Origin of the sequence: Pseudomonas xionganensis (genome assembly GCF_009763245.1) — a bacterium.
Taxonomy (GTDB): Bacteria; Pseudomonadota; Gammaproteobacteria; order Pseudomonadales; family Pseudomonadaceae; genus Aquipseudomonas; species Aquipseudomonas xionganensis.
This window is the reverse complement of record NZ_WKJZ01000004.1, coordinates 29,477-43,621: the sequence shown is the minus strand read 5'-3', so window position 1 is coordinate 43,621 and position 14,145 is coordinate 29,477. Positions and strand designations below refer to the sequence as shown.

Here is a 14,145-nt window from a genome sequence, read left to right as displayed (position 1 = left end):
CCTACGGGGTAGATTCGGGCTCGACCTGCATCTGCTGGCTCTGCCAGAGCAGCAGATTGCGCTGCAGCAACTGCTCGGGCAGCCCGGCAAGCAACGCCTGATTCATCTTTACAGCCAACTGACCGCGCAGCCAGGCATCGTTGCAGGCGGAGTTGTGGGACAGGGTCAGATAGAGCCCTTCACTGGAAATGGGCGGCTGAAGAATCTGCAGGTGCTCTTCAAGCCCCTGGGTTCCGGCCACGGCCAGTCCCGGGTATTGCTCGTACAACACATAATCGGTGCGGCCCAGCAGCAGCTTCTGGAAAGCCTGGGTCAGGCTGGCCACGCCCTCCAGGGTCAGATGCTCCTTGGCGTAGGCATCAAATTGCTGACCGAAACTGTTATTGACCAGGGTATCGCCGGTACGTCCGCGCAAGTCGTCCCAGCCACTGTAATCGAAGGCCCGCTCCTTGCTCACCCACACCACACTGGAGGCGTAGTAGAACGGCGGATGAACGTAATCCATGCTTTCCAGGCGCGGCAGCGTGAGAAAGGCCCCGGCAATCAGATCGACCCGACCGGTACGCACTTCATCCTGGGCCCTGGACCAGGGGCCGGTATAGATCACATCCACCACCAGGCCCAACTCATCGGCAATATGCTTGAGCAAGTCGGCATTGGCACCGATCAGCTGACGGGGATTCTGCGGGTCACGCCAGAGATAGGGCGGATACTCCGGGTTGCCGGTGGCCACCAGACGCTCGCACTTGCCCGCGGCAAAAGCCGCCCATGGCAGCAGCGACAGACTCAGGACCCACAACAGAGATTTCAGGACACTACGCTCAAGCATTGACAACTTCTCGACTCAACCATGGATGGGGACTGCACTGCGACCCACCGAAAGATTTCTGCTTCATGCTAGCTTAAATGTTCAAATACCAATTCGCGATAAAGACGAAAAATGAAAAAACCAATTGCGTACCTGCTCGGCCTGCTGCTTGCCGCAGCGGCCCTGCTCTACCTGTCGCCAGCCGCCCTCTTTACCAGCGTGCAATGGTTCGAACGGCAACGGGCCGATCTGAGCGCCAAACAGATCACCGTGGGCGATCTTAGCATTCATTACTATGAAGGCGGTCCTAGGGCCGCACAAAGCATTGTCATGCTGCATGGTTTTGCCGCCAACAAGGACAACTGGCTGCGCTTCGCCCGCCACCTGACCTCCGACTACCATGTGCTGGCCCTTGACCTCCCTGGCTTTGGCGCCAGCGACAAGCCCGCAGGCAGCTACGATGTCGGCACCCAGGCCGAGCGCCTGGCTGGCATCCTCAAAGCCCTGGGTATCGGAAAGGCCCACCTGATCGGCAATTCCATGGGCGGTCATATCAGCGCGCTCTATGCTGCTCGCTATCCGGAGCAAGTTCTCTCGGTGGCGCTGTTCAACAATGCCGGCATCGACTCACCGGAGCCCAGCGAGCTGCGCCAGATCATCCAGCGCGGTGAAGCCAATCCCCTGGTGGTCAGAAGTCGGGAGGACTTCGAGCGCCTGCTGCAGTTCGTCTTTGTCGAAGCGCCAACGCTGCCGGACTCGCTCAAGGACTATTTCGCTGCGCAGGCTACAGCCAACAGCGTCCATTACGACCGGGTCTTCAACCACCTGATCGAACGCTATATCCCCCTGGAGCCGGAACTGGGCAAGATCCAGGCCCCTACTCTGCTGCTCTGGGGCGAGCAGGACCGCGTGCTGCATGTTTCCAGCATTGAAGTGATGCAGCCGCTGCTGCGCCAGCCCAGCGTGGTGGTAATGGCCAACACCGGCCATGCGCCAATGATCGAACGCCCGCAGCAGAGCGCCGAGCACTACCGCGGCTTTCTCAAGGCTCATCATGATTGAGCACGCATAAAAAAACCCGCTCGATGAGCGGGTTTTTTCTGGACTGGGGAAACTGGCTTAAACCAGCTTCTCCAGCTCAGGTACAGCTTCGAACAGATCCGCCACCAGGCCGTAGTCGGCCACCTGGAAGATCGGTGCTTCTTCGTCCTTGTTGATCGCTACGATCACCTTGGAGTCTTTCATACCAGCCAGGTGCTGGATCGCGCCGGAGATACCAACGGCGATATACAGCTGCGGTGCAACGATCTTGCCGGTCTGACCGACCTGCATGTCGTTGGGTACGAAGCCTGCGTCGACCGCCGCGCGGGAAGCGCCAACGGCAGCGCCCAGCTTGTCGGCCAGGGCGTACAGGTGCTTGAAGTTGTCACCGTTCTGCATGCCGCGGCCGCCGGAAACGACGATCTTGGCAGCGGTCAGTTCCGGACGATCGGACTTGGCCAGCTCTTCGCCGACGAACGCCGACTTGCCCGCATCAGCCGCACCGCTAACGGCTTCAACGGCAGCGCTGCCGCCTTCGGCCGCAACCGGATCGAAACCGGTGGCACGTACGGTGATCACTTTTACGGAAGCACTGGACTGCACGGTGGCAATGGCGTTACCGGCGTAGATTGGGCGCTTGAAGGTATCGGCGCTTTCAACGGCGATGATTTCCGAGATCTGATCAACATCCAGGGCAGCGGCAACGCGCGGCAGGATGTTCTTACCGTTGCTGGTGGCGGCAGCCAGGATGTGGCTGTAGCCCTGGCCCAGTTCGGCTACCAGCGGCGCAACGTTTTCCGGCAGCTGGTGCTCGTAAGCGGCGTTGTCGGCAACCAGCACCTTGGCCACGCCAGCCACTTTGGCAGCGGCTTCGGCAGCAGCGCCACAGGCGGAACCGGCAACCAGCACATGAATGTCACCACCGATTTTCGCGGCAGCGCCAACGGTGTTCAGAGTGGCTGCAGCCAGGGCAGCGTTGGTGTGTTCAGCGATAACCAGGATAGTCATTTAGATTACCTTCGCCTCGTTCTTCAGTTTCTCGATCAGTTCAGCCACGGACTTGACCTTGATACCGGCGCTGCGGGTAGCAGGCGCTTCGACTTTCAGGGTCTTGACGGTGGAAGCGGTGGAAACACCCAGGGCGTCCGGGGTAACGGTTTCCAGCGGCTTCTTCTTGGCCTTCATGATGTTCGGCAGCGACGCATAGCGCGGCTCATTGAGGCGCAGGTCGGTGGTGACGATAGCCGGCAGGTTCAGCGCAACGGTCTGCAGACCGCCGTCGATTTCGCGGGTGACGTTGACCTTGTCGCCAGCCACTTCAACCTTGGAGGCGAAGGTGCCCTGGCCGAAGCCAGTCAGCGCGCCGAGCATCTGGCCGGTCTGGTTGTTGTCGCTGTCGATGGCCTGCTTGCCCATGATGACCAGTTGCGGCTGTTCTTTATCAACCACGGCCTTGAGCAGTTTGGCCACAGCCAGGGAGTTCAGCTCGTCGGCCGACTCAACCAGGATGGCACGGTCGGCACCCAGGGCCAGGGCGGTACGCAGCTGCTCTTGAGCAGTGGCCGGGCCGATGGTTACCACGACGATTTCACTGGCCACGCCTTTTTCTTTCAGGCGCACCGCTTCTTCCACGGCGATTTCGCAGAAGGGATTCATCGACATCTTGACGTTGGCAAGATCAACGCCGCTGTTGTCCGCCTTGACGCGAACCTTGACGTTGTAGTCGACCACTCGTTTGACAGCTACAAGAACCTTCATGGATTCCTCGTTACTCTCCGGTGAATAAGAATGTCGCCAAAAGCGAACATGGCGGGACCAGCATGCCGGCCGGAACCGGCGGCCTACCTGTAACGGTGGACCCAAAACCGCCCGTATCTTGACCGCACGACCTGGCTCGGTCAATACAACGAGCCTGCCAATTGTCCGCGATGTAGTAGGATTCTAGCACCGCTACAGAAAATTCAAACAAACGTTTGTATTGGCCCATTTGAAGCGTGTGGATATAATGCGCCAGCATCGCCCAGGGAACGAGCCTGATCGTCAAATAAAATTAGAGTGCCTTGAGTAGGAGATAGCCTGTGGAACGCGAATTTATGGAGTTCGACGTCGTCATCGTCGGCGCCGGCCCTTCCGGCCTGTCCGCCGCCTGCCGACTGAAGCAGAAAGCCGCCGAAGCGGGTAAAGAAATCAGCGTCTGCGTGGTCGAGAAAGGCTCCGAAGTGGGTGCCCATATCCTCTCCGGCGCAGTATTCGAGCCCCGCGCACTGAACGAGCTGTTCCCCGACTGGAAAGAACTGGGCGCCCCGCTCAACACCCCGGTCAAGCGCGACGATATCTACCTGCTGCGCGATGCCGAGAAGGCCACCCGCATTCCTGACTTCTTTGTGCCCAAGACCATGCACAACGAAGGCAACTACATCATTTCCCTGGGCAACCTGTGCCGCTGGCTGGCCCAGCAGGCCGAGAACCTGGGCGTGGAAATCTACCCGGGCTTCGCCGCTCAGGAAGCCCTGATTGACGAAAAAGGCGCGGTCTACGGCATCCTCACCGGCGACCTGGGTGTCGACCGCGAGGGCAATCCGAAAGAGGGTTACTACACCCCGGGCATGGAGCTGCGCGCCAAGTACACCCTGTTCGCCGAAGGCTGCCGCGGCCACATCGGCAAGCAGCTGATCAAGAAGTTCAACCTCGACTCCGAAGCCGACGCTCAGCACTACGGCATCGGCATCAAGGAAATCTGGGACATCGACCCGGCCAAGCACGAGCAGGGCCTGGTGGTGCACACCGCCGGCTGGCCGATGGACATCATGGGCACCGAGAATACCGGTGGTTCCTTTCTCTATCACCTGGAAAACAACCAGGTTGTGGTCGGCCTGATCATCGACCTGTCCTACGGCAACCCGCACCTGTCGCCGTTTGACGAGTTCCAGCGCTACAAGCACCACCCGGTGGTGGCTCAGTACCTGGAAGGCGGCAAGCGTGTTGCCTACGGCGCTCGCGCCATCTGCAAGGGCGGCCTCAACTCGCTGCCGAAGATGGTATTCAACGGCGGCGCACTGATCGGCTGCGACCTCGGCACCCTGAACTTCGCCAAGATCAAGGGCAGCCATACCGCCATGAAGTCCGGCATGCTTGCTGCCGAAGCCGTGGCCGATGCACTGTTCGCCGGCCGCGAAGATGGCGATGAACTGACCGGTTATGTAGAAGGCTTCAAGGCCAGCTGGTTGTATGACGAGCTGTTCCGCAGCCGCAACTTCGGCCCGGCCATTCACAAGTTTGGCGCCATTGTTGGCGGCGGTATCAACTGGCTGGATCAGAACCTCTTCGGTGGCAAGATCCCCTTCACCCTGCACGACACCAAGCCGGACTATGCCTGCCTGAAGCCGGCCGCCGAGTGCGCGAAGATCGCCTACCCGAAGCCGGACGGCAAACTCAGCTTCGACAAGCTGAGCTCGGTATTCCTCTCCAATACCAACCATGAAGAGGAACAACCCTGCCACCTGAAGCTCACCGACCCGAGCATTCCGCTGGCCAAGAACCTGCCGCTGTACGACGAACCGGCACAGCGCTACTGCCCCGCCGGCGTGTATGAGGTGGTGACTCAGGAAGACGGCGAGAAGAAATTCCAGATCAACGCGCAGAACTGCGTGCACTGCAAGACCTGTGACATCAAGGACCCAGCCCAGAACATCACCTGGGTGGCGCCGGAAGGCACAGGCGGGCCTAACTACCCCAATATGTAAGAACCTGCTTACGATCTGCTGCGCGTCGGCCCTGCTGCGTTGAAAACAGGTTCGGAATGCTCATGTACAACAGTACACTCCGCTTCCTCACCTGCTTGACCAGCCGGAGGCTGTTACTAACGTAGCGCCTTACAAGGCTCTAGCTCGCAAGATCGTAAACAGGCATCAAAAACAACAAAGGCTCCCTCGGGAGCCTTTGTTGTTTTTGATGCCTGATACGCCCTATGGCTCCAAACCAATAGGAAAGAACTGCCCTCCACTCCACACCCCAAGCCAGCGCTGCCCATCGATATCACGGGGCACTGCCAGCTCCACCAGCTGGTAGAACACATTGCGGTGGATCAGCGCCTCCAGATTGCTGCGCACATGCAAATAGGGGGCAGGCTCGCCGGTCTGCGCATCCAGTTCGACACGAATCGGGTGGTCGGCGCCCGCCACAATCTCATCCTCGACATTGCTGGTAAAACGCAGCAGCTGGCTCTCACCCCCGCCCTCCACCTGCAGGCTGACCGCGACAAAGGGCGCATCGTCGACCTGGATACCGACCATTTCCACCGGCGTTACCAGCACGTACTTGTCGCCGTCGCGACGAATGATGGTGGAGAACAGCTTGACCATGGCCTGACGACCAATCGGCGTGCCCATATAGAACCAGGTGCCGTCGCGGGCGATGCGCATATCGATATCGCCACAGAACGCTGGATTCCACAGATGCACGGGCGGCAGCCCCTTCTTCTCGCCCTTGGGAATCTGTGCCAACAGATCGCCGACCTTGCCTGTATCGCTCATACCCACTCCTTTACCCTAGGTACGGTTATCGTAGGCGCCAGGCATCTGCATCCACAAGCTCCTGGTTTCTAATAACCCAGCCCCAGCAAACGCCGCGCATAGTCACGCAACGGCGGACCGATCAAATCCTCGGGCGTTTTATCGTACAGCGTCAGCACACCGCCACGGGTGCGGATACGGGCCGTATCGACCAGATAGCGGCTGCCGGTATCGAGCAGCATCAACTGGATCACACTGCGATCAGTGCCCAGACGATCCAGGGCCTCCTGATCCTCCCACTCCTCCACCGAGCCGATGCGATCATCGGCATAGGCGAAGCGGCTGTAGAGCAAATAATGGGCGCCGGCCTCGCGCGCCTCGCTCAGGGCCTGTTCCAGACCAAGCGGCGCCCGGGCCCGGCGGACCATGGGGAAATACTCGACAAAGCCCTTGAAGGCCTCCTCGGCCACCACATTGGCCCGCGGATGGGCCTGGCCCGGCGGGGTGAAATGGCCCTGAGCGATATAGATCGAAGAGTCGGCCTGCAGCCGCCAGGGACTGGCCCGCTGCACCTGACTATGGTCCAACACACCGACATCGCGTAGCTGGTGAAGAGCGCCATCGGCCAGATCGCTGGGCTTCATGCAGCCCTGCAAGCCAGAAAGCAGCAGTATCAGTATCAGAATGCGCATGCTTTTCTCCTGCGGCCGGTGACGGAAAACCGGCGGATAGAGCCTAGATGCAGATTTCACGCCAGCAGAGCCAGGATGCAGCAGACTCTGTCCGAGCTCTTAGAGGCCGCGCTGCCATTCCTGACGCAACCTGGCCTGCTGCGGCTGCTCGATGGCCTGGCGCACCTGAGCCAGCATGCGCGCCTTGTCGGCGCCCAGGTTGCCCTTGAGCACCAGATAGTTGGAGGCATGGTCGCTGCGAAATACCGTGTCGCGCAGCTCCAGGCCCTGCAGCAGACGCTCCACTTCAAGAAACAGCTGCTCCTGGGTCAGCGACTGGTAGTCGGCAAAATTCGCCCGAAAACGCGCCTCTCCCATGGGAAAGCTCACTACCAGGGTCGACAGGTACTCGGGCTGCGCCTCGTTCATCAGGCGCGCCGAATTGTCGGCGTGCTGCTGGCTCAGGGAGGCGCCGCCCAGGCCGTTGAGGATCATCACCGAGCGGGTGATACCAGCCTGCCCCAGCTTGTCCAGGGCGCTCAGGCTCGACTCATAGGTCTCGCCCTTGTTGACCCGCGCCAGCACTTCATCATCGCCGGACTCGCAGCCAACATAGGCCATCTTCAGCCCGGCATCGGCCAGTTCCTTGAGTTCATCCACCGATTTCTTGCGCAGATTGCGCGGCAGGCAATAACTGGAGACGCGCCTGACCTCGGGCATATGCTCGCGGATCGCCTGCAGAATGCTCAGCAGGCGGCGGGTCGGCAGCACTAGGGCGTCACCGTCAGCCAGAAACACCCGCTGAACGATCAGCTGCTGGCCGGCACGGCGGATCTCCTCCAGCACCTGGGCTTCGTCGCGGGCGCGGAATTTCTTCTGCTCCTGGGTATACATTTCGCAGAAGGTGCAATGGTTCCAGGAACAGCCGTTGGTCACCGGCAGAATCAGCGAATGGGCTTCGCTGGGCGGGCGAAACACCGGCTCGATATAGGCGATGGGGAAATCCTGCATGCTCATACCTGCTCGCCCGGCTATCAGCCCTGGGAAGGTTCGCCGTCGCGCTTGCGCTTGTTGCCCATGCGCACGCCGATGTCCATCAGGAACTGGAAAAAGCCTTCCTGATCTTCCAGCACATTGCTCCAGAACGGCGAGTGGTACAGCGCCACGGCGCCATGCACCAGGGCCCAGGCGGCGCAGTAGTGGAAGTACGGCGGCACGTCTTCCAGTTTGCCTTCGGCGATGCGGCCCTTGATCAGCTGGGTCAGACGCTCGAAGTTGGAGGCGCGAATCTTGTGCAGTTGCTCGACCATCTCCGGCACCTGGTTGCCCTTGACCACCTTCTCTTCCAGGCGGTCGAACAGGCGATAGCGCTGCGGGTCACGCATGCGGAACTCGAAGTAGGCCCGGGACAGGGCTTCCTTGTCGCGGTCGATGTCGGCCGAGTGCAGCAAGGCATTGAGGTCGCGTTCGTAGTCGAGCATCAGGCGCAGGTAGATCTCGGCCTTGGACTTGAAATGCTTGTAGATGGTGCCTTTGCCGATACCCACGGCATCGGCAATCATCTCCACTGTCACGCTGTCTTCGCCCTGTTCGAGGAAGAGCTTCAGCGCTGTATCGAGAATTTCCTGTTCGCGGCGGCGAAACTCACGGACCTTGCGGGGTTCTTTATGCATAAAAGGACTAAGAGGTCGAAAAACGAAGGGGCGTATTATGCCTAATTGACGGCAAATTGCACGGATCATCCGACCATGTACGGACTTCATGACGAGTTCCCCCAAGCGCCCGGGCTGCGCTATCTGAACCATGCAGCCGTCGCCCCCTGGCCCAGACGCGCCGCAGAGGCGGTCACGGCATTCGCCCAGGAAAACCTGCTCAGCGGCGCCCGCGACTACCCGGACTGGCTGGGGGTCGAACGCCGCCTGCGCGAACGCCTGCAACGCCTGCTCAATGCGCCCAGCAGCGCCGATATCGCCCTGGCCAAGAACACCTCTGAGGCGCTGTCCTTTGTCGCCTTCGGCCTCGACTGGCGGGCCGGTGACCAGGTACTGATCAGCGATGAGGAATTTCCCTCCAACCGTATCGTATGGGAGGCCCTGAGCCGCTTTGGTGTCGAGGTGCGGCAGATCAGCCTGACAGCTAGCGACCCGGAAGGCGCGCTGCTTGCCGCCTGCGGCCCGCGCACCCGGCTGTTGTCGGTCAGCGCCGTGCAATACGCCAGCGGCCTACGCCTGGATCTTGCCCGCCTGGGCCAAGGCTGCCGGCAGCGTGGCGTGCTGTTCTGTATCGACGCCATCCAACAGCTGGGCGCCCTGCCCTTCGACGTGCAGGCCTATGCCTGCGACTTCGCCATGGCCGACGGTCACAAGTGGCTGCTGGGGCCGGAAGGGCTGGGGGTGTTCTACTGCCGCGACGAACTGCGCGAGCAACTCAAACTGCACGAATACGGTTGGCATATGCTCGAACATGCCGGCGACTACCAGCGCCAGGACTGGCAACCCGCCCACAGCGGCAAACGCTTTGAATGCGGCAGCCCCAATATGCTCGGCGCCATGGCCCTGGAGGCCAGCCTGTCGCTGCTCGAAGAAGTCGGCATGGCGCAGGTGGCCCAGGGTCTGAACGAACGCATCCAGGCGCTGCAGGATGGTCTACAGCGCCTGCCCGGCTGCCAGCTGCACAGCCCGCTAGAGCCTGCACGCCGCGCCGGCATCCTCACGTTCAGCCTGGAGGGTTGGGATAATCAGTTGCTGCACAAGCGCCTGCTGGATCAGCAGGTGATCTGCGCCCAGCGCGGTGCCGGTATACGTTTTTCACCGCATTTCTATACGCCAGAGGGCGTGATCGAGGAAACCCTGGCCCTTGTGCACCAGCTGGTTACTGGTTGAGGACTCAACAGCGCTTCGGGTATTCCAAATCCGTTTAAGAACTGGCCGAAATGGCCTGGACGATCAGGAAACTTCGCCAATACTGAAGGGTACTGGTGTGCGGCATCTCCCCCCAAGTGCCCCGCCAGGCAAGGTACCGTGGACCGCGTACCTTGATTTACTCCTAATGGTCTTAACCCGGACTCATCCCCCATAGCCCGGGTTTTTTTTGACCTCGCCATCCGTGGCAGGCACCCTGCAAGCCAGCCCGGAGCGACGTCAAAATTGCTCCAGAGACTTTTTGCACAGCTTTTACGAGGCGACTCTGGCCAGCGGGAACAGGCGCTTGAAGTTGCTTGTGGTCTGCTCGGCCAATTGCTCGCAGCTCACGCCACGCAGTACAGCCAGGTAGTCGGCCACGTCGCGCACGTACTCCGGCAGATTCGGCTTACCACGATGTGGGATCGGCGCCAGATAGGGCGAATCGGTTTCCACCAGCAAGCGATCAGCAGGCACCTGGCGCGCGACTTCGCGCAGCGCTTCGGCATTGCGAAAGGTCACGATGCCGGACAGGGAAATATAGAAGCCCAGATCCAGAGCGGCCTTGGCCATCTCCCAATCCTCGGTAAAGCAATGCAGCACACCGGCCTGGGGCAACGCTGCTTCGCGCAGCAGGGCCAGGGTATCGGCACGGGCCTCACGGGTATGCACGATCACCGGCTTGCCGGTGACGCGCGCCGCTTCCAGGTGCAGACGAAAGGAGGTCTGCTGCAAGGCAGCGGATTCCGGTTCGTAGTGATAGTCCAGGCCCGTTTCACCGATGGCCACCACCTTGGGGTGAGCCAGTTCAGCCAGCAGCCAGTCCAGTGCCGGCTCGGCACCCGGTTCGAGATCCAGCGGATGCACGCCCACCGAACAGTCGACATCGGCATAGCGCTCGGCCAGTGCTTTGACGGTTGCGGCGTTGTCGGCACTGACACCGATACAGAGGAAGTGCCCCACACCGCGGGCGCGTGCAGCATCCAGCGCGGCATCCAGGGAGCCACCGTGGGCCGCCAGATCGAGACGGTCAAGATGGCAGTGAGAGTCGATCAACATAGAAAAGCCCCAAACTGCAAGCCACATGCAAAAGCGTAAACGCCGGCGCTTTCCTGTCGCTTGCGACTTGCGGCCTGCAGCTGTCGTTACATGGTATGGGTCGGACGGTCCGAGGTCAGCGCCCCGGCCAGGTAGGTCTCGATCTTGTTGCGCGCGGTATTGTCACCATCGTTGAACTGCACGCCGACACCGGCGGCGCGATTGCCCTGGGCACCCTTGGGGGTGATCCAGACCACCTTGCCGGCCACCGGAATCTTCTCCGGCTCATCCATCAGGTTGAGCAGCATAAAGACTTCGTCACCGAGCTTGTAGCTCTTGTTGGTGGGAATAAACAGGCCGCCATTCTTGATAAAGGGCATATACGCGGCGTAGAGCACGGACTTGTCCTTGATCGTCAGCGACAAAATCCCGTTACGCGGACCCAGATTAGGAGGCAGACTCATGCGGCATTCCTGATTTATGACTCAATAGCCGATTCTAGCCCGGTCCGGGCAGGCTTGCCCACTGCACGAGCAAGGCTTCGAGAAGCAACACACGATTGAGGTTGGCCTTGCCCAGCACCTTCTGTCGCTGGGCCAGCAACCAATCCTGGATATGCAGCACCTTGGCCTGGGGGGTTTTATCCGCCAGGTACTGCACCACCTTGCGCATATCGGCCTGCCCCAGGCCCGCCTCGTCCCGACTCAGCTGATAACGCAGGATCAGTTGCGACCACTGGCAGAACCAGTCAAACAGCAACTGCAACGAGACCGCATTCCAGCCCTCGGCCAGCTGACTGGGGGCAATCTGCTGTTTAAGCAGTTTCTTCACCCCCTCCACCACCAGGGCACGCTGGGCGATAACCCCCTGCTCATGCATGCGCACAGCCGCCAGGGGCGAGCCTGCGGCCAGGAACAGCAACTCGCGGTGCTCATCGGCGCTGCAATCCGGCAAGGCCTTGGCCAGCCACTCAAGGCTTACTGCCTCACTGGGCAGCGGGCAGGCCTGCTGCACACAGCGGCTCTTGACCGTTGGCAGCAGGCGACTGGGTTGATGGCTGACCAGCAACAACACGGTATTGCCGGAAGGCTCTTCTAGACTTTTGAGCAGGGCGTTGGCGGCATTCAGGTTCATCGCCTCCACCGGCTCCACCAGCACCACCTTGCGCCCGGCCAGCTGCGCGGTCTGCACCACGAAACCGACCAGCTCACGCACCTGATCGACCTTGATCGCCTTGTCGGCTTCTTCAGGTTCAAGGATGAAATTATCAGGGTGGCTACCGGCCGCCAGCAGATGACAGGACTTGCACTGGCCGCAGGCATCCAGGCCATTCGGGCGCTGACACAACAACCGCGCCATCAGACGCTCGGCCAGGGCGCGCTTGCCGATACCGGCCGGCCCGTGCAGCAGGTAGGCATGGGCGTGTTGGCTGCGCCCTGCCAGCTGCTGCCACAGCGCTTGCTGCCAGGGATAAGCCTCAGCCACGGGCCAGCTCCAGCAACTGCGGCAGCAGTACATCCAAACTGAGCTGCACCTGCGCCAGAGATTGCCCGGCGTCGATAATGCGATAGCGCTGCGGCTCTGCTGCGGCGCGCTGCAGATAGGCCTGACGCACCGCCTGGAAGAAGGCCTGGCCCTCCTGCTCGAAGCGATCCAGACGCCCGCGCGCTGCCGCCCGGGCCAGCCCCACCTCCACCGGCAGATCGAATATCAGGGTCAGATCCGGACGCAGATCTCCCTGAACGAAAGCTTCCAGCACAGCGATACGTGACGTAGACAAGCCTCGACCACCGCCCTGATAGGCATAGGTGGCGTCGGTAAATCGGTCACAGAGGACAACACAGCCGCGCTCCAGAGCCGGACGAATCACCTGAGCCAGATGCTGGGCCCGTGCGGCAAATACCAGCAGCAGCTCGGTGTCACTGGCCATGGGTTCAGCACTGGGCGCCAGCAGCAACTCACGAATACGCTCGGCCAGCGGCGTGCCGCCTGGCTCGCGAGTCATCAGCACATCCAGTCCCTGCCTGCGCAGGCACTCGGCCAGGTACTCGCGATTGGTACTCTTGCCCGCACCTTCCGGCCCTTCCAGGGTGATAAACAAACCGCTCACAGGCTGTCCTTACTCGTTATTGGGCACTACGGGGGGCCGGACTGGAGCGATAGTCCGCACGGCGCTTGAGCTGATACTCGCGCACGGCCCGATTGTGCTGCTCCAGGGTATTGGAAAATACATGACTACCATCACCCCTGGCCACGAAATACAGGCTAGAGCCCTCGGCCGGATTGAGCGCTGCATGAATCGCCTCGCGGCCAACCAGGGCAATAGGCGTGGGCGGCATGCCGTCGATGGTGTAGGTGTTGTAGGGGGTTGGCTCGCGCAGATCGGCGCGGGTAATGCGCCCGTTGTAGCGCTCGCCCATGCCATAGATCACCGTGGGGTCGGTCTGCAGGCGCATGCCGATACGCAGGCGACGGATAAACACACCGGCGATCTCGCCACGCTCCTCCGGCACCCCGGTTTCCTTCTCGATCATGGACGCCATGATCAGGGCCTCGTAGGGTTCCTTGTAGGGCAAGCCCTCGGCCCGCGTCGCCCACTCCTCGGCCAGCACCTGCTCCAGCCGGGCATGGGCCTGCTTGAGCAGATCCAGATCGCTCATACCGCGGACAAATCGATAGGTATCGGGGAAAAAGCGTCCCTCAGGATTCAGCCCCGGCAAGCCCAGTCGCTCCATCAACTGTGCATCACTGAGCTCAGCCAGCCGCTGATCCAGACGGGTTTCGCGCTGCAGCGCGCTGCGCAACTGGCGGAAGTTCCAGCCTTCGACCAGGGTCAGGCTGTACTGCACCACTTCCCCACGGCGCCACAGGCTCAACAGATCCAAAGCCGTGTTGCCGGGCATAACCCGATACTCGCCACTGTGCAGCGCCTGTTCACGCAGATTGAAGCGCCAGTACAGACGCAACCAGAATGCATTACTGAGAACACCATCGGCCTGCAAGCGGTTGAGCACCCCGCCAGGTGTCGCCCCTGCAGGCACTTCAATAAAGTACTCCGCATCCAGATTAAGCGCCTGATGCAGGGCCGCATGCTGTTGCCAGGCGACCAGAGCCACCAGCAGGCCGGCGATGAGCACAGCCCCTTCGAGCAACAACAGAATTTTCCGAATCACAAA

Annotated in this window: 15 protein-coding genes; 3 read left to right on the top strand and 12 right to left on the bottom strand. The window is 61.0% G+C overall.

From position 1 onward, the window contains the following. Position 1 precedes the first annotated feature (1 nt). A complete protein-coding gene (locus GJV18_RS17260; protein ID WP_160347728.1) occupies positions 2-829 on the bottom strand; it encodes a substrate-binding periplasmic protein in 828 nt (275 codons plus the stop codon). Positions 830-940: 111 nt separating this feature from the next. On the opposite strand from GJV18_RS17260, the gene GJV18_RS17255 reads away from it, so the two are divergent. Beyond that, positions 941-1,870: an alpha/beta fold hydrolase gene (locus GJV18_RS17255; protein ID WP_160347727.1), complete on the top strand. Its 930-nt coding sequence runs from the start codon at positions 941-943 to the stop codon at positions 1,868-1,870. Between the two features lie 57 nt (positions 1,871-1,927). Here the strand turns inward: GJV18_RS17255 and GJV18_RS17250 are convergent, their stop codons facing one another. Both GJV18_RS17250 and GJV18_RS17245 read right to left on the bottom strand, forming a co-directional pair. After that, positions 1,928-2,857, bottom strand: coding sequence for an electron transfer flavoprotein subunit alpha/FixB family protein (locus GJV18_RS17250; protein WP_160347726.1), 930 nt, complete (start codon positions 2,855-2,857; stop codon positions 1,928-1,930). After that, on the bottom strand, positions 2,858-3,607 hold the full coding sequence (locus tag GJV18_RS17245) for an electron transfer flavoprotein subunit beta/FixA family protein (protein ID WP_160347725.1): 750 nt from the start codon (positions 3,605-3,607) through the stop codon (positions 2,858-2,860). A gap of 320 nt (positions 3,608-3,927) precedes the next feature. On the opposite strand from GJV18_RS17245, the gene GJV18_RS17240 reads away from it, so the two are divergent. Further along, positions 3,928-5,592 carry an electron transfer flavoprotein-ubiquinone oxidoreductase gene (locus GJV18_RS17240; RefSeq protein WP_160347724.1) on the top strand — a complete coding sequence of 555 codons (1,665 nt, stop codon included), beginning with the start codon at positions 3,928-3,930 and terminating at the stop codon, positions 5,590-5,592. A gap of 222 nt (positions 5,593-5,814) precedes the next feature. Here the strand turns inward: GJV18_RS17240 and GJV18_RS17235 are convergent, their stop codons facing one another. The 4 genes from GJV18_RS17235 to GJV18_RS17220 form a co-directional block, all read right to left on the bottom strand. Continuing rightward, on the bottom strand, positions 5,815-6,381 hold the full coding sequence (locus GJV18_RS17235) for a DUF1285 domain-containing protein (protein ID WP_160347723.1): 567 nt from the start codon (positions 6,379-6,381) through the stop codon (positions 5,815-5,817). 68 nt (positions 6,382-6,449) lie between these two features. After that, positions 6,450-7,052: a DUF4823 domain-containing protein gene (locus GJV18_RS17230; RefSeq protein ID WP_160347722.1), complete on the bottom strand. Its 603-nt coding sequence runs from the start codon at positions 7,050-7,052 to the stop codon at positions 6,450-6,452. Positions 7,053-7,151: 99 nt separating this feature from the next. Continuing rightward, complete coding sequence (locus GJV18_RS17225) at positions 7,152-8,048, bottom strand: radical SAM protein (RefSeq protein WP_160347721.1); 897 nt, start codon at positions 8,046-8,048, stop codon at positions 7,152-7,154. 17 nt (positions 8,049-8,065) lie between these two features. Next, positions 8,066-8,704 (bottom strand): TetR/AcrR family transcriptional regulator, encoded by a 639-nt coding sequence (locus GJV18_RS17220; RefSeq protein WP_160347720.1) that lies wholly within the window; start codon positions 8,702-8,704, stop codon positions 8,066-8,068. Between the two features lie 75 nt (positions 8,705-8,779). Between GJV18_RS17220 and GJV18_RS17215 the strand changes: the two genes are divergently transcribed. Further along, entirely contained in the window at positions 8,780-9,913 is a 1,134-nt protein-coding gene (locus GJV18_RS17215) for an aminotransferase class V-fold PLP-dependent enzyme (protein ID WP_160347719.1), read from the top strand. Between the two features lie 291 nt (positions 9,914-10,204). Here the strand turns inward: GJV18_RS17215 and GJV18_RS17210 are convergent, their stop codons facing one another. The 5 genes from GJV18_RS17210 to mltG form a co-directional block, all read right to left on the bottom strand. Continuing rightward, positions 10,205-10,990, bottom strand: coding sequence for a TatD family hydrolase (locus GJV18_RS17210; RefSeq protein ID WP_160347718.1), 786 nt, complete (start codon positions 10,988-10,990; stop codon positions 10,205-10,207). Between the two features lie 86 nt (positions 10,991-11,076). Next, positions 11,077-11,433, bottom strand: a complete 357-nt coding sequence (locus tag GJV18_RS17205) for a PilZ domain-containing protein (protein WP_090238100.1) — start codon at positions 11,431-11,433, stop codon at positions 11,077-11,079. Between the two features lie 34 nt (positions 11,434-11,467). Beyond that, positions 11,468-12,454 (bottom strand): DNA polymerase III subunit delta', encoded by a 987-nt coding sequence (locus GJV18_RS17200; protein WP_160347717.1) that lies wholly within the window; start codon positions 12,452-12,454, stop codon positions 11,468-11,470. Continuing rightward, complete coding sequence (gene tmk, locus GJV18_RS17195; RefSeq protein ID WP_160347716.1) at positions 12,447-13,079, bottom strand: dTMP kinase; 633 nt, start codon at positions 13,077-13,079, stop codon at positions 12,447-12,449. Before tmk ends, GJV18_RS17200 begins: the two co-directional genes overlap by 8 nt. A gap of 16 nt (positions 13,080-13,095) precedes the next feature. Next, positions 13,096-14,142, bottom strand: a complete 1,047-nt coding sequence (gene mltG, locus GJV18_RS17190; RefSeq protein WP_160347715.1) for an endolytic transglycosylase MltG — start codon at positions 14,140-14,142, stop codon at positions 13,096-13,098. Positions 14,143-14,145: the final 3 nt, after the last annotated feature.

What these genes read in the sequence shown, in the direction of transcription:
- GJV18_RS17220 (WP_160347720.1), bottom strand. Translation starts at nt 8,704, where the DNA reads ATGCATAAAGAACCCCGCAAGGTCCGTGAGTTTCGCCGCCGCGAACAG.
- GJV18_RS17260 (WP_160347728.1), bottom strand. Translation starts at nt 829, where the DNA reads ATGCTTGAGCGTAGTGTCCTGAAATCTCTGTTGTGGGTCCTGAGTCTG.
- GJV18_RS17215 (WP_160347719.1), top strand. Translation starts at nt 8,780, where the DNA reads ATGTACGGACTTCATGACGAGTTCCCCCAAGCGCCCGGGCTGCGCTAT.
- GJV18_RS17255 (WP_160347727.1), top strand. Translation starts at nt 941, where the DNA reads ATGAAAAAACCAATTGCGTACCTGCTCGGCCTGCTGCTTGCCGCAGCG.
- GJV18_RS17235 (WP_160347723.1), bottom strand. Translation starts at nt 6,381, where the DNA reads ATGAGCGATACAGGCAAGGTCGGCGATCTGTTGGCACAGATTCCCAAG.
- GJV18_RS17210 (WP_160347718.1), bottom strand. Translation starts at nt 10,990, where the DNA reads ATGTTGATCGACTCTCACTGCCATCTTGACCGTCTCGATCTGGCGGCC.
- GJV18_RS17230 (WP_160347722.1), bottom strand. Translation starts at nt 7,052, where the DNA reads ATGCGCATTCTGATACTGATACTGCTGCTTTCTGGCTTGCAGGGCTGC.
- GJV18_RS17250 (WP_160347726.1), bottom strand. Translation starts at nt 2,857, where the DNA reads ATGACTATCCTGGTTATCGCTGAACACACCAACGCTGCCCTGGCTGCA.
- GJV18_RS17245 (WP_160347725.1), bottom strand. Translation starts at nt 3,607, where the DNA reads ATGAAGGTTCTTGTAGCTGTCAAACGAGTGGTCGACTACAACGTCAAG.
- GJV18_RS17205 (WP_090238100.1), bottom strand. Translation starts at nt 11,433, where the DNA reads ATGAGTCTGCCTCCTAATCTGGGTCCGCGTAACGGGATTTTGTCGCTG.
- GJV18_RS17225 (WP_160347721.1), bottom strand. Translation starts at nt 8,048, where the DNA reads ATGAGCATGCAGGATTTCCCCATCGCCTATATCGAGCCGGTGTTTCGC.